The organism is Vibrio sp. 1-2 (7-a), from assembly GCF_013048515.1.
Lineage (GTDB): Bacteria > Pseudomonadota > Gammaproteobacteria > Enterobacterales > Vibrionaceae > Vibrio > Vibrio diabolicus.
Window position 1 is genome coordinate 1581729 of the sequence record NZ_VHSQ01000001.1, and the last position, 14585, is coordinate 1596313.

The window sequence follows — 14585 nt, forward strand, 5'->3', positions numbered from 1 at the left end:
CTAGTACGTCATACAAGCGGCATTTAATACACCGACCGATATAGAAACAGCCGCTAATACAATACCGGCAGGCAGCTCATCTTTTTCGATACGCTCAGTCACTTTTGGAAGTAAAACAAAACGTACAATCGCAAATGCAATGATCTGCGCCAGCATTGCAACAACGCCCCACACCATAAAATCGACAATGTTGACTGAGTTTTTTGCAGCCCCCGAAATCGCAATACAATAACCAAGAAATGCGCCACTTAGTGCAATCGCTGCCGCTGTATTCTGCTTTTCTTTGATCAGGTGCCATTCATCGTAAGGCGTAAGCTTGACGTAGATGAACTTAAACGCCAAAACGAAAATAATAGAAACAGAAAAATAGAGTAAAAAATTGGGAAAACCTGCTAACAGGTCAGCAATCATGTGCATTATTGTTCCTTGTTCATTTCTTTCCATGCAAAATCTTCAATACGTTCATCTGCAATGTAAAACAGCTTGGTACTCGGTGGTACTTCTGCATCTAAATCTGGGTTGAGTTGGATACCATGGCCAATGTCAAAAGCAATTAGCGTGGCATGATGACGTCTTTTGAGAAAAACGAAGAGACTCTCAACAGTAGTTAGTGGCAGCCTTTCAGGATAAATAACCGAGTATTGAGTCATGCCTCGTGTTGAAGCTAATAGCTCTTGGTGAAGTGCACTTGAGCCTGGATCTACCGCCGCTTTTGCCAGCATTTCTGCGCCAACTGCAGGTATGCATTCCGCTTTAGGACAGTGTTGACTTAAAAGACGGCCTAACGCCTCATCTTTAAAGTAAGCGACCAAATGTGCGGAAGGATTCACAGAAGCACAGTACAGCGCGGCTGACAGCGTGATATCGTCCGAGAGGTTATCAACAATAACGCAAGCTGCTTCAGCAATATTGGCGTTTTTCATCTCTTGCGAATCCGTGTAGCTGGTCACTTTGATAAAACTGATCTCGCCTGGTAACGGGTTTTCTATTTCTGAACGGCTGCACAAAACAATCGGACGCTTCCCCTCTTCTTCATGTTGTAACATGCGAATAAGGTGCATCGTTCTCGATCCATTCCAACCCAACAATACAATATGGTTTTCCACTCTTACTCTCCGTTTTCCTAAAATACCCGCTCGCCAGTAATCCATCGCTGCTCCAGCGACACGTCCCAATAATGCAGCGAATAGGCTCAAGCCGCCTGGGATCACAAACAGTACAACAACCCATTTACCCAAATCTGTCACTGGAGAATGATCGCCATAGCCAACCGTACTCGCCGTAACCATAAGGTAATAGATAAAGTTAGAGAAGCTGTCTGTTAATGCGGTTTCACCAGCGAGAATGAGCAGCCCCCAAGAAAGGCTCACATATAAGCCACTAAAGATGAGAAGACTTCGGTTGCTCAATTTAAAAAGGTGTGAACTAAGCCACTTTTTAACTACTAACCACACCGCCATAAATTTATAACCTCGATATTCATTGATTGCATCAATAGTAACTCATTGATAGTAAGACACAAAAAAACCAGCCATATTCGGCTGGTTTTTGAGATTTACTTTCAGTTACGCCTACTTTTTAAACATTACCTTTCACTTGCATATTTAGCTGCTCAGCAAAGTCCAACATACGATTTAACGGAATGAGCGATTTAACACGCAATTCTTCATCAACAAAGATCTCGTGTTCTTCACCGCCTTCACTAAGCGCTTTCTCTATCGCTTTCAAACCGTTCATTGCCATCCAAGGGCAGTGTGCGCAGCTACGGCATGTTGCGCCAGCACCTGCGGTTGGCGCTTCGATAAGTTCTTTCTCTGGCACAAGTTGCTGCATTTTAAAGAAAATGCCTTTGTCTGTCGCAACGATCATTTGTTTATGAGGAAGCGCTTTCGCTGCTTTGATCAACTGACTCGTCGAGCCAACGGCATCGGCAAGTTCTACGACACTTGCTGGTGATTCAGGGTGAACCAAAATAGCCGCATCTGGATACACGCTCTTCATTTTGCGTAGCGCATCAGCAGAAAACTCATCATGAACCACACACTCACCTTGCCATAGCAGCATGTCTGCGCCAGTTTTATTAGCGATGTACGACCCTAGGTGACGGTCCGGTCCCCAAATAATTGGCTTATCTTCAGCGTCTAAGTGTTCTACGATTTCAAGCGCAATGCTTGATGTAACGACCCAGTCGGCACGGGCTTTAACCGCTGCTGAGGTATTTGCATAAACCACAACCGTGTGATCAGGGTGAGCATCACAGAACTCACTGAACTTATCCGCTGGACAGCCAAGATCGAGCGAACATTCCGCTTCCAACGTTGGCATTAGAATTCGCTTTTCTGGTGTTAGGATTTTGGCCGACTCGCCCATAAAGCGAACACCGCCAATGATCAGTGTGCTTGCAGGATGACGATTACCAAACTTCGCCATTTCCAACGAGTCACCAACAAAACCACCCGTTTCTTCCGCTAGGGCTTGAATCTCAGGATCGGTATAGTAGTGCGCGATAAGTACCGCATCCTTTTCTTTTAGCAGCTTTTTAATGCGCTCAATGTAAGACGCTTTTTCTTCTTCGCTTAATGGAACTGGCTTCGGTGGGAATGGGTAAACAGTGTCGATTTTATCTAATATATGGCTCATTGCTCTTGCTCTACGCAACTTCCTTTAGTCCGAGTATTGTAACCTCGTTAATTTTCAAAAACCAACTTGTCGCGGGGATTTCTAGCTATCTAGCCGTATATCTTTGTTACAGGTAGCATTTCTGATTGAAAGGATCCGTTGCAAGATGGGGATAAAAGGCTCGATGCCATTCCTCTCGATTTATTCGATCACCACCGATAAAGAAACGGAAAAGAAAAAGGAAGCCGAAGCTTCCTTTTTAAAACATAACGTCTTACAGCTTAGAGCTGGCAAGTTTTGCAGATGCACTACCTGGGTATTCATCAACCACTTGTTGGTAGTACTTTTTCGCTTGAGCTGCATTGTTATTACGCTCAGCGATTTCACCTAACTTGAGCAAAGCATCGGCTCGCTTATTGGAGTCTTTATAAGACACCACCGCAGCAAAGCTCTTTACAGCATCTTTGTCCTGCTTCTTAGCGAAGTACAATTGGCCTAGCCAATAGTGAGAATTCGCTGAGTATGTGGAGTCAGGATAATCTTTCTGGAACTGCTGGAACGCTGCAATTGCGCCAGTGTAGTCACGTTTCTTGAGAATGAGGTCGACTGCATTTTGGTATGCCGTTTGCTCATCAACATTTGGTGTGTACTGACCACCTGTTTTAGCCGGTTTCGCATCTTGCGCAGGCGCGGATTTGATTTCTCCACGCACACGATCTAGCTCGACAAACAACTCTCGTTGACGTTGCAACATTTGCTTCATTTCGTAGCTATTTCGCTCTAATTGACCACGTAACTCACTGATCTCTTGTGACATTTGGTCAATTTGCTGTTGCATTTGGAGCTGAACGCGATTGCGGTTTTGTAGCAAGCGCTCTAGACGCTCTACTTCCGTTTCAGATGAACGGCTCTTAGAGACGGATGATGTGCTGTTGAGATCGGATACTGGAGCTGGTGCAGCGAACGCAAAGTTCGCTGCACTTGCCAGTAACGTAAGCGCAACAGCGCGCTTAGTGTTACTGAACATGAGGATTACCTCGAATTAGTATACTAGAACCGCGCGACGGTTCTTAGCGTAAACTTCATCTGATTGACCTAGAAGAAGTGGCTTCTCTTCACCGTAGCTAACGATTGAGATTTGGTCAGCTTGAACACCTAGTGCTTGCAGGTAGTTCGCTACTGCTTGTGCACGACGCTCACCAAGAGCGATGTTGTACTCAGGAGTACCACGCTCATCAGCGTGACCTTCGATAGTTACGTTAAGAGCTGGGTTCTTGCTTAAGTAAGAAGCATGAGCTGCAAGCATCTCTTCGTAATCTGCTGCAATTGTTGAGTTATCAAAAGCAAAGTAGATTGTTTGAGTTTCACGTAGCGCTTGCTCTTTTAGCTCTTGCTCTGTTAGCTGACCGCTTTGATCAATTGGCGTAGCTACTGTTGTTTCAACTGCGCCATTGTTGTTTGTTGCTGCACCAGTGTTAGAAGCAGCGTCGTCGCTTGAACTACACGCTGTAACAGCCATTACAGGAAGCGCGATTAGTAGCCCTTTTAGAACCTTGTTCAGTTGCATCTTATTTTCCTTTATTAATCAAACTTATTACTACAAAAACGGTGACCATGCAGGCGCTCTAACACGCCCATTTGTTGCCGGTAATCTAGCTTTGAATCGACCATCAATTGACACCATCGATAGTACGTTTTTCTTGTTGTAAATCGAGCTATACACAACCATGCCACCGTTTGGGGCAATACTAGGAGACTCATCAAGCAAGGTCTTAGTTAAGACTTGAAGAGCACCAGTTTCCAAATCTTGTTTCGCCAAGTTAAATCCTGCGTTGCTGCGGTTCACCATTACTAGGAATCGCCCATCAGGAGTAATCTGGCCACCCAAATTTTGGCTGCCTTGCCAAGTCAAACGGTCAATAGAACCGCTGCCCAAATTTACTTGATAAATCTGTGGTTTACCACCCCTATCCGATGTGAAAATCAACGATTTTCCATCTGGATGCCAGAACGGTTCAGTATTATTTGATCTGCCACGCGTAATTTGCGTCAGCTTGCGAGTGTTAAGATCGAACGTGTAAACATGAAGCGAGCCTGTCTTAGAGAGAACAATCGCTAACTTATTGCCGTCAGGCGAAAATCTTGGCGCACCATTATGACGTGGGTATGAAGTAATCTTCTCACGCTCACCGGTGTAGATGTTCATGATAAAGATTTCTGCTTGACCATTTTGGAAGCTAACATACGCAAGCTTTTTACCATCTGGCGACCATGCTGGTGACATTAATGGTTGCTTAGAACGTAAAACCAAGCGCTCGTTGTAACCATCGTAATCAGCCACACGAAGTTGGTAAGGAAAACGGTCTTTATCATTCACCACCACGTATGCAATACGGGTCATGAAGGCGCCACGGTCACCCGTTAACTGCTCATACACCAAATCAGAGATGCGGTGAGCGTACTCTCGCATGCGAGGACCTTGAACGGTCGCGACCTTATTGAACAGCACATGATCTTTTGACAGTACTAATTCGCCATCGCTACCAAGCGCTTTACTTTTCCCGCCCGTTAGTTGGCCACGCACAATATCAACAAGTTGGTAGTTGATAACGTAATCACCTTGAGCATTTTGTTTGATTGAGCCAGTCAGCAGAGCATCTACACCTAAATTAGTCCAGGCATCAAAATTGACTTCTGATTCACTGAACGGAGTTTGTGGCATCTTGCTCGTTGGAACGGGGCTGAACTTACCACTGCGTTGCAAATCCGAGGCAATAACAGCAGAAATATCCGTTGGAAGCGCTTGAGTACCCTCCCACTTAAACGGAACAACAGCAATTGGTCGTGCTGAATCAATACCATCGGTAATGACCAACTCTAATGCGGCATTCGCCACATTTGTCATACTGCTAAACAGTACAAACATTCCTAGTAAAAGGCGTCTAATCACGTCTTATTCCTTTTAGTCCAAAGCAACAGTTATGTTGATGTCTTTTAGTCTATCGTTTACCGCAGCTTCTGAAGATTTAGGGAACGTCCCTACCTGAGCTATCGCTCGCTTCGCCGCTGCACATACTCGAGTATCGCCACTCAAAACGGTAACACCAGAGACCATCATATCAGTTCCTGTCGGAATCAATTTGATGTTTACCCTACACTCCTTTCCCAGCAAGTAGTCATCCTTAATCAACTTTTGCTGAATATTTTGAGTATAGATGGATGACATTCGAGAAAGTTCGTCGTCAATAAATTGATTTCGAGCAGCACTATTTTTACTAACCTCATCCTCAAGGCCTGCAAAAATATCATCTAGCGCGGCTTCTTGCGCTTTACGCTCGCGTTCTGCACGTTCTGCAGCTTCTCTCGCTTTGCGCTCTCGCTCTGCCGCTTCTTTTGCCGCTTTCTCTTTTGCGATGCGCTCTTGTTCAGCTTTTTCAGCAGCTTCACGCTCACGACGTGCTTTTTCTTCCGCTTCTTTTGCTGCTTTTTCACGAGCTAAACGTTCTTGCTCAGCTTTTGCTATAGCCGCTTCTTTTGCTAAACGCTCCTGCTCAGCTTTACGCACGGCTTCTTCTTTTGCCTTGCGCTCTTTTTCTAGCTTAGCAGCTCGCTCTTTTTCTTTGCGAACGCGTTCTTCTTCCTGCTTGCGCTCTTGCTCTTTTTTCTTACGTGCTGCTTCTGCTTCTCGTGCCGCTTGAGCATCTTTCGCTTGCTGTTCTTTCAACTTGCGAATTTGCTCTTCTTCAGCTTTACGGTTTTTTTCTAGCTGCTCTGCTTCGCGTCTCAATTTATCAAGACGCTCTTGTTCTTTTTTTGCTGCCTTTTCACGTTGCTGGCGAATTTCTTTCGCTTGTTGCTGCACAAGTTTTGGATCGATGACAACAGCTTGAACCATTTGCCCTGTAGGCTCTGGTTTAGACATGTTGAAGTCCGTCCCCCAAAGCAGGGCTGCAACGAGAATTGCATGCAAACCAACCGATATTGCTATCGGTTTGGCATATTGGTTGGGTTTCTTCTTGTGATCTTTCATAGATAATTGATGTCTATTCCCTGATATCGGTCATTAGACCTACCTTAGGGATACCAGCTCGACTTAGTTCATCCAGTAATAGGACAACATCGGCATATGGTGTTGCCGCGTCGCCACCTACCGCAACTGGTGAATCTGGCTTAACCTCTCGCTCCGCTTTCACTCGCACAATAACATCTTGCAACGACAAACCTCGCTGAACTTCTTCATCGTTTACGCTTAGGCCTAAATTACCCTCGCTATCAATTTCGATGATGATAAAACTACTGTCAGTTTCGCCAGCAAGGTCTTGCATAGATTCAGCGGTCGATGTTTTCGGAAGATCAACATCGACGCCTTGAGTCACAAATGGAGCGGTCGCCATAAAAATGATCAACAGTACGAGCATTACGTCGATATACGGAACAACGTTGATCTCCGCTGTCATTTTTCGCTTTTTAGGTTGATAACCCGCCATGCTTTATTCCTTATCCGCGCTGTCTCGGCCAGCCATCGCTTGACGATGAAGGATGCTGTGGAATTCTTCAGAGAATGTTGCGTAAGTGTGCTCTAGTTTGCTCACTTTATTGCTTAGGCGGTTGTAGGCCATTACAGCCGGAATAGCCGCAAATAGACCCATCGCTGTCGCGATCAATGCCTCGGCGATACCCGGTGCAACCATAGACAACGTAGCTTGTTTTACTTCACCCAACGCAATAAAAGCGTGCATGATGCCCCAAACGGTACCAAATAGGCCGATGTAAGGACTGATAGAACCGACTGTCGCTAAGAACGGTAAGCTTGTTTCTAGTTCATCAACTTCACGAGAGACAGCAACGCGCATTGCGCGGCCAGTGCCTTCCATGATGTACGCTGGTGAGTTTGCGTTGCTCTTACGTAGACGAGCAAACTCCGTGAAACCTGCGTAAAAAATTTCTTCTGTGCCTTCAATTTCGTCTTTACGCGCTTTTACTTTTTGGTAAAGCTGAGAAAGATCAGTACCCGACCAGAATTTGTCTTCAAACTGCTCTGCATTCTTTGACGCTTGAGAAAGCACTTTGCTGCGCTTGATGATCATTGCCCATGACACAATTGACATGCCAAGCAACGTCAGCATCACAAGCTTTACCAACAGACTGGCCTGAAGAAAGAGATCTAAAATGGAAATATCAGCAGTCACTATTTGTTAGCTCCGAATTTATAAAGGTTGGAATAGCTATTGGTTTCATTTTCTTATTATCGATACATGCTACCTTAACAGAGGCCTTGCACAATATCTTGCCTTGATCATTGACCAACTCTTGACAGAATTGCAGGGAAGCACGTTTTATTTCTGACACTCGGGTTAATACTGTCAAATGCTCGTCCAGCCTTGCACCTTGGTTGAAATCAATATCCATGTGTCGGACAACAAAGCCGATATTTTGTTCCAATAACACATGTTGAGAAATGCCTTTAGCACGTAACATTTCTGTCCGCGCGCGCTCAAAGAATTTTAGATAATTAGAATGATATACAACGCCGCCCGCATCGGTGTCTTCATAGTACACGGTGATCGGCCAGCGAAAGAGATTTGATGTGCCTTGCAAGGGAGTCCCAATATATTCAATTCTTTAAAGTAATTACTATAACTGAAGCGACAGCAATTGGTACCGAGCTAAGGGAATATTTTTGAAATTTGTAGAAAAAATAAAAGCTAGGCGAAATACCTAGCTTTTATTCGATGATTTAGTAACCGACTTTATTACAGCGTATTTCAGCCTAAAAGAAATAAAGTGCCGTTAAATAAATTAAGATAGCTAACGAAAAGTAGGGACTAAACAAAACTTGCCAGTACCAGTTTCTCGGTTTGAAGCCCACACCGTAAACCATGCTTGAGCATACAGACCAAATCAGTGCTGGTGCGATGATTGAGTTAAAACCACCAATTGCTTGATGGTAAGCTTCAGGATCCCACATCACCAATCCTACATGAATAAAGCCAAGGATGAGAGATAAGACTCTTAACAGAGTCTTATCCATCGGAGCGTGAAGTTGCGCTACCTTATCAGCGAGATTACTCACTGTCTTTATCCATCATTTCTGAGTGCTCTAACCAAAGAGCGTTGATGATACCGAATGCACAAGCAAGTAGTACACCTAGAATCCATGCGAAATACCACATAGTAAATGCTCCTTAGTAAAGTGAGTTTTTGTTGTCTTCAATGTACTGATCATCAAGGCGACCAAACATCTTGTAGTAAGTCCAAGACGTGTAACCAAGGATGATTGGTACCATAACAAACGCAACGCCTGTCATTAGGTTCAGAGTCAGTTCAGATGACGTTGCATCCCACATTGTTAAGCTGTGGCTTGGCATTAAGTCTGAAGGCATGATGAATGGGAACATCGCAAAACCTGCAGTAAAGATAACGCCAGCAACACCCAGACTTGAAGTAATGAACGAAATCGCACACTTTTCAAGGCGAGATGCCAATACGGCAAGAAGCGGCATTGCAACACCTAGTACAGGAGCAGCCCATAGTAGTGGGTAGTTTTCAAAATTCTTCATCCACGCACCAGCTTCACGGATTACCTCTTTGTTTAGAGGGTTAGAAGCTGCATTAGTGTCGATACCGCCAACAATGACGTAACCATCGATATTTTGGATCCAGAAACCAGCCGCTACAAACGCTGCAACCGTCAGTAAACCTGCCAACTGAGCAACGTTGCGAGCACGCACATGCACTTCGCCCGTTGTTTTCATTTGTAGCCAAGTCGAACCTTGCATCAAAATCATGAACAAGCTAACTAGGCCACACAGCAGTGCAAATGGGTTTAGAAGACCAAAGAATGAGCCGTGGTATGTTGGCATCAAGAACTCACTCAATTGGAATGGTACGCCCTGTAGTAGGTTGCCAAACGCTACACCAAAGATGATTGGTGGAACAAAACCACTGATTGAGATACAGATATCCCAGGTATTACGCCATTTTGGATCTTCGATTTTAGAGCGGTAGTCTAGGCCCAGAGGACGAAGCCATAGCGCTGCTAGTGTCAAAATCATCGCTAAGTAGAAGCCTGAAAATGACGTTGCATAAACCAAAGGCCAAGCTGCAAACAATGCACCACCAGCAGTGATAAGCCAAACTTGGTTACCATCCCAGTGAGGGGCAATTGAGTTAATCATGACGCGACGTTGCGTGTCGTTTTTACCGATAATAGGTACAAGCGCGCCTACACCCATATCGAAACCGTCTGTTACTGCAAAACCAACTAGTAGAACACCGATTAGTACCCACCAGATGAGTCGCAAGATTTCGTAATCAAACATCTTGTTATCTCCTTACCTTACGCTTCTACTTGGCGACTAACTTTGTCTTCAACAGAGTCAGCATTTTGCTCGAAGTGGTAGCGACCCGTTTTCAGGCTACTTGGGCCTTTACGAGCGAATTTCAACATTAGGTAAACTTCTGCAACCAGGAATACCGTGTATAGCGCCAGAATTGCGAATAGTGAAGTCCAGATTTCGCCAGCAGTTAATGCAGAAGCTGCAACGTGCACTGGTAAAATTTCACCAACAGCCCATGGCTGACGACCGTACTCAGCGACGAACCAACCCGCTTCAATCGCAATCCACGGTAGTGGGATGCTGAATAGTGCAGCTTTAAGAATCCATTGTTTCTGTTCGATCTTCTGACGACACGTTTGAATAAATGCCGCACCGAAAACGAATAGCATGATGAAACCACAAGCAACCATGATACGGAATGACCAGAATAGCGGCCATACTGTTGGGATTGAGTCATCCGCAGCAGCTTGGATTTGCTCTTCTGTCGCATCAACAACATTGTCTGTGTAGCGTTTTAGAAGTAGACCGTAACCTAGGTCACCCTTCACTTCATCAAACGCAGTCATGTTTTCTTCTGACTTGTCGCCCGCACGAAGCTTCTCAAGAAGTTCATAAGCGTACATACCGTCACGAATACGATCGACGTGCTCATCACGTAGGTCACGAAGACCTGTTACTTGCTCATCAAAAGAACGTGTCGCGATGATACCCATTACGTAAGGGATCTTGATTGCGTAATCTGTGTGCATGGTTTCTTGGTTAGGAACACCAAACAACGTAAACGCTGCTGGAGCTGGTTCTGTGTGCCACTCTGCTTCAATTGCAGCAAGCTTCACTTTTTGAACTTCACCAAGCTCGTAGCCAGATTCATCGCCAAGAACGATGGTAGATAAGATAGCCGCAATACCGAAAGAAGCAGCGATGGCAAATGAACGACGAGCAAACGCAATGTCACGACCTTTTAATAGGTAGTATGAACTGATGCCTAGAATAAACATTGCGCCACAAGTGTAACCAGAAGCAACCGTATGCACGAACTTAACCTGAGCAACTGGGTTTAGTACAACTTCAGAGAAGCTTACCATTTCCATTCGCATGGTTTCGAAGTTGAAGTCCGCGCCTACTGGGTTTTGCATCCAGCCGTTTGCGATAAGAATCCAAAGTGCAGAGAAGTTAGAGCCCAGCGCCACAAGCCAAGTAACCGCTAAGTGTTGACGTTTAGATAGACGATCCCACCCGAAGAAGAATAGACCAACAAAAGTTGACTCCAGGAAGAATGCGACAAGGGCTTCGATCGCTAGCGGCGCACCGAAGATGTCACCTACATAGTGGGAGTAGTAAGACCAGTTCGTACCAAACTGGAATTCCATGGTAAGGCCTGTCGCCACACCAAGTGCAAAGTTAATACCGAATAGCTTACCCCAGAACTTGGTCATGTCCTTGTAGATTTGCTTGTTCGTCATTACGTACATCGATTCCATAATGGCCAGAAGGAAGGCCATACCAAGGGTCAATGGTACGAATAGGAAGTGATACATCGCTGTCAGTGCAAACTGCAACCGCGATAGATCAACTACGTCAATCATGGTAACTCCTATGTGTCGGCTGAATGACACTCTCTACATATTGCAATCCATACTCAAGTGTTATTTACACTTGAAAAATGTTGAATTATCACAACTCATTGTTGCAAAAATGTGCTTCATTGGTTAGTTAATTGTTAAGCATCAGCTAATATAGCTAGGGCTAATATTACTTGTAAAAACAGATTGTTTCAAAAGGTTTATAGCCGGAATGCGCTTTGATATACATCAATGTTTATGCGCGGAATTTGCACAAAAATCCATCACATTGATCCAGATCAACCAGTATTAGATACGGATGTTAAGAGAGAGTAATCAGGAGAGAAATTAACCAGTTGCGAGCAAACATAGAGTTAACAATCAATGCTTTTTACTTACTAAACTGATATGAGAAGAAATTCAAAAAATGTGAGTTTGGTCAACTTTAATGAAGCACTGGGCCGCAAAGGCCCAGCGAGGGAATCTTATTTTTCAATTCCGAAATGCAAATACGCACGATCTGTCGCGATTCTTCCACGTGGAGTGCGTTGTAAATAACCTTGCTGAATAAGATAAGGCTCAAGAACGTCTTCGATGGTATCCTTTTCTTCACCAATCGCTGCCGCCATGTTATCGAGTCCGACCGGACCACCACCAAATTTCTCCATAATTGCGAGTAGTAGTTTGCGGTCCATGTAATCGAAACCTTCGGCGTCCACATCAAGCATATTCAACGCTTTGTCGGCAACCTCTGCACAAATGTGACCATTTCCTTTCACTTCCGCATAATCGCGAACACGACGTAGTAGACGGTTAGCAATACGTGGTGTGCCACGTGCACGTCTTGCCACTTCCAAGGCGCCTTCAGGTTCCATTGACAAACCTAAACAATCCGCGCTGCGCTGCACAATATCTTGTAGGTCTTTTATCTTATAAAACTCAAGACGCTGAGTAATACCAAAACGGTCGCGTAATGGTGACGTTAAAGAGCCTGCTCGGGTCGTTGCACCAATCAAAGTAAACGGCGGCAAATCGATCTTAATAGAACGAGCGGCCGGACCCTCACCGATCATAATATCCAGTTGATAATCTTCCATCGCCGGATACAGAACCTCTTCAACCATCGGGCTCAAGCGGTGAATCTCATCGATGAACAACACATCGTTTTCTTCTAGGTTAGTTAACAGCGCGGCCAAATCCCCTGCTTTCTCAAGTACAGGGCCCGAAGTGGTGCGAATGTTCACTTCCATTTCATTGGCAACGATATTCGCAAGTGTGGTTTTACCCAAACCTGGAGGACCAAAAATCAAAAGGTGATCAAGAGCTTCACTACGTAACTGAGCAGCTTTAATGAAGATCTCCATTTGGTCACGGACATGGTCCTGACCTTGGTAATCCGCTAATTTTTTTGGCCGAATAGCACGGTCAATGACATCTTCATCACGAAAGGCAGGGTTTTCTGGCGCGATTAAACGATCGGCTTCAATCATCTTTTTACCTTGAAAAATGGTTACCTGAGAGAATAATGCCGCTCGTTTAACAGCAAGTGGCATATTTTTTCTATATCTCGTCATCCTGTACAGCGACGAAGGAGCGTGATACAGGATCTTCTATCCGAGCGGTTTATGGTCAAATTGTTTCATTAACCGCTCAGCGTGCTGCTATTAGATTCCCAGTCTCGCTAGGCTCGCTGGAATGACACAAAAAATATCGTTAAGCGATTGGCATTAACCTTAGAGAATGAGTTATCTTGAACAAATGCTCACTGTGAAACCAGCGTTACACCATTGATTTTAGAGCTTCACGGATCATTTGCTCACTGCTCATGTCCGGTTTAGCGATCTGAGACACCACTTTCGACGCTTGAGTCGGCTTGTAACCCAAAGCTAGAAGCGCGCTAATTGCCTCTTCTTCCGCGTTGTTGGATGTCGCACCAGAATCCGCAGGAGCAGCATCCGTAAATGGTGTAAATAGATCGCCAGCGCCCCACCCTTTCAAGCGGTCTTTCATTTCAACAACCAATCGCTCTGCGGTTTTCTTGCCAACGCCTGGAAGCTTAACCAGCGTAGAAACGTCTTCATGTTCCACACAAGTAACAAATTGCGTTGCTGTCATACCAGAGAGAATACCAAGACCGAGTTTAGGACCAACGCCATTGGCTTTGATCACTTCACGGAAAAGTGCGCGTTCTTTTACTGTGTTGAAACCGTATAGCAATTGTGCATCTTCACGGACGACAAAGTGAGTATAAATAATGGCTTCTTCGCCAACATTTGGCAGCTCGTAAAAACAGCTCATTGGCATCTGGACTTCATAACCGATGCCATTAACTTCAATTAATACTTCAGGTGGTTGTTTTTCAATCAGTGTGCCACGAAGACGTCCAATCACTATAAATACTCTTTGGAAATGAATTTGCGACAGGATAATAAAGAACTGGATAGACATCCAGTTAATTTTATCGGTAGCGCCCTTTTCTAGCACTGGTTGCTTTGCCCGCTAAGGCAACGAGGGTTTTGTTCGTATTGGCATGACAAATCGCCACACCTAAAGCATCGGCTGCATCCGCTTGAGGCTTGGCGGGCAGTTTAAGCATCTGCTGAACCATATGCTGAACTTGCGCTTTGTCCGCACCACCAGTACCGACTACAGCTTGCTTAATAAGACGCGCGGCGTATTCATATACCGGCAACTCTGCATTCACCGCAGCAACAATTGCGCTGCCACGAGCCTGGCCAAGCTTTAATGCTGAATCCGCATTTTTAGCCATAAACACTTGTTCAATCGCAAATACGTCCGGTTGAAACTGAGTAATGATTTCCGTGACGCCAGCGTAAATCTGCTTAAGACGGCCCGGAAGTTCTTTTTCTGAAGTACGAATACAGCCACTACCAAGGTATTGCAAATGGCGTCCATTTTGACGAATGACCCCATAACCGGTAATGCGTGAACCTGGGTCAATGCCCAAAATAATTGACATGAATGTTCCTAAAAATGAGGCCGAATGCGGCCTCAATTTCTTATTATTACTTTTAGCTTACTTTCTAACTTCGGAGCGAATACC

General features: G+C 44.9%; 17 protein-coding genes. All 17 read right to left on the reverse strand.

Annotation, left to right across the window (positions count from 1 at the left end; genetic code table 11):
- Entirely contained in the window at nucleotides 1–417 is a 417-nt protein-coding gene (locus tag FKN08_RS07135; protein ID WP_005390766.1) for a DUF350 domain-containing protein, read from the reverse strand.
- Nucleotides 417–1460, reverse strand: coding sequence for a potassium channel family protein (locus tag FKN08_RS07140; protein ID WP_170891643.1), 1044 nt, complete (start codon nucleotides 1458–1460; stop codon nucleotides 417–419). Before FKN08_RS07140 ends, FKN08_RS07135 begins: the two co-directional genes overlap by 1 nt.
- A 118-nt stretch (nucleotides 1461–1578) precedes the next feature.
- Nucleotides 1579–2640 (reverse strand): quinolinate synthase NadA, encoded by a 1062-nt coding sequence (gene nadA, locus FKN08_RS07145; RefSeq protein ID WP_046874745.1) that lies wholly within the window; start codon nucleotides 2638–2640, stop codon nucleotides 1579–1581.
- A gap of 253 nt (nucleotides 2641–2893) precedes the next feature.
- Nucleotides 2894–3646, reverse strand: coding sequence for a tol-pal system protein YbgF (gene ybgF, locus FKN08_RS07150; protein ID WP_047008561.1), 753 nt, complete (start codon nucleotides 3644–3646; stop codon nucleotides 2894–2896).
- Nucleotides 3647–3661: 15 nt separating this feature from the next.
- Nucleotides 3662–4186, reverse strand: a complete 525-nt coding sequence (gene pal / locus FKN08_RS07155; RefSeq protein ID WP_005378293.1) for a peptidoglycan-associated lipoprotein Pal — start codon at nucleotides 4184–4186, stop codon at nucleotides 3662–3664.
- 30 nt (nucleotides 4187–4216) lie between these two features.
- Nucleotides 4217–5569, reverse strand: coding sequence for a Tol-Pal system beta propeller repeat protein TolB (gene tolB / locus FKN08_RS07160; protein WP_005390758.1), 1353 nt, complete (start codon nucleotides 5567–5569; stop codon nucleotides 4217–4219).
- Nucleotides 5570–5581: 12 nt separating this feature from the next.
- Complete coding sequence (tolA, locus tag FKN08_RS07165; RefSeq protein WP_065645383.1) at nucleotides 5582–6649, reverse strand: cell envelope integrity protein TolA; 1068 nt, start codon at nucleotides 6647–6649, stop codon at nucleotides 5582–5584.
- 13 nt (nucleotides 6650–6662) lie between these two features.
- A complete protein-coding gene (locus FKN08_RS07170) occupies nucleotides 6663–7106 on the reverse strand; it encodes an ExbD/TolR family protein (protein ID WP_005378298.1) in 444 nt (147 codons plus the stop codon).
- Nucleotides 7107–7109: 3 nt separating this feature from the next.
- Nucleotides 7110–7808 (reverse strand): protein TolQ, encoded by a 699-nt coding sequence (tolQ, locus tag FKN08_RS07175; protein ID WP_005378301.1) that lies wholly within the window; start codon nucleotides 7806–7808, stop codon nucleotides 7110–7112.
- Nucleotides 7798–8217 carry a tol-pal system-associated acyl-CoA thioesterase gene (gene ybgC, locus FKN08_RS07180; protein WP_012841975.1) on the reverse strand — a complete coding sequence of 140 codons (420 nt, stop codon included), beginning with the start codon at nucleotides 8215–8217 and terminating at the stop codon, nucleotides 7798–7800. Before ybgC ends, tolQ begins: the two co-directional genes overlap by 11 nt.
- A gap of 172 nt (nucleotides 8218–8389) precedes the next feature.
- Complete coding sequence (gene ybgE / locus FKN08_RS07185; RefSeq protein ID WP_170891644.1) at nucleotides 8390–8692, reverse strand: cyd operon protein YbgE; 303 nt, start codon at nucleotides 8690–8692, stop codon at nucleotides 8390–8392.
- On the reverse strand, nucleotides 8685–8792 hold the full coding sequence (cydX, locus tag FKN08_RS07190; protein WP_000270284.1) for a cytochrome bd-I oxidase subunit CydX: 108 nt from the start codon (nucleotides 8790–8792) through the stop codon (nucleotides 8685–8687). The genes ybgE and cydX overlap by 8 nt, the downstream gene beginning before the upstream one ends.
- Before the next feature lie 12 nt (nucleotides 8793–8804).
- Nucleotides 8805–9941, reverse strand: a complete 1137-nt coding sequence (gene cydB / locus FKN08_RS07195) for a cytochrome d ubiquinol oxidase subunit II (protein WP_006742909.1) — start codon at nucleotides 9939–9941, stop codon at nucleotides 8805–8807.
- A 17-nt stretch (nucleotides 9942–9958) separates the two neighbouring features.
- Nucleotides 9959–11545: a cytochrome ubiquinol oxidase subunit I gene (gene cydA / locus FKN08_RS07200; protein WP_012841977.1), complete on the reverse strand. Its 1587-nt coding sequence runs from the start codon at nucleotides 11543–11545 to the stop codon at nucleotides 9959–9961.
- A 461-nt stretch (nucleotides 11546–12006) separates the two neighbouring features.
- Complete coding sequence (gene ruvB / locus FKN08_RS07205; RefSeq protein WP_031780162.1) at nucleotides 12007–13011, reverse strand: Holliday junction branch migration DNA helicase RuvB; 1005 nt, start codon at nucleotides 13009–13011, stop codon at nucleotides 12007–12009.
- A gap of 289 nt (nucleotides 13012–13300) precedes the next feature.
- A complete protein-coding gene (ruvA, locus tag FKN08_RS07210; RefSeq protein WP_012841979.1) occupies nucleotides 13301–13912 on the reverse strand; it encodes a Holliday junction branch migration protein RuvA in 612 nt (203 codons plus the stop codon).
- Between the two features lie 67 nt (nucleotides 13913–13979).
- Nucleotides 13980–14501 carry a crossover junction endodeoxyribonuclease RuvC gene (gene ruvC, locus FKN08_RS07215; RefSeq protein ID WP_012841980.1) on the reverse strand — a complete coding sequence of 174 codons (522 nt, stop codon included), beginning with the start codon at nucleotides 14499–14501 and terminating at the stop codon, nucleotides 13980–13982.
- Between the last annotated feature and the right edge of the window lie 84 nt (nucleotides 14502–14585).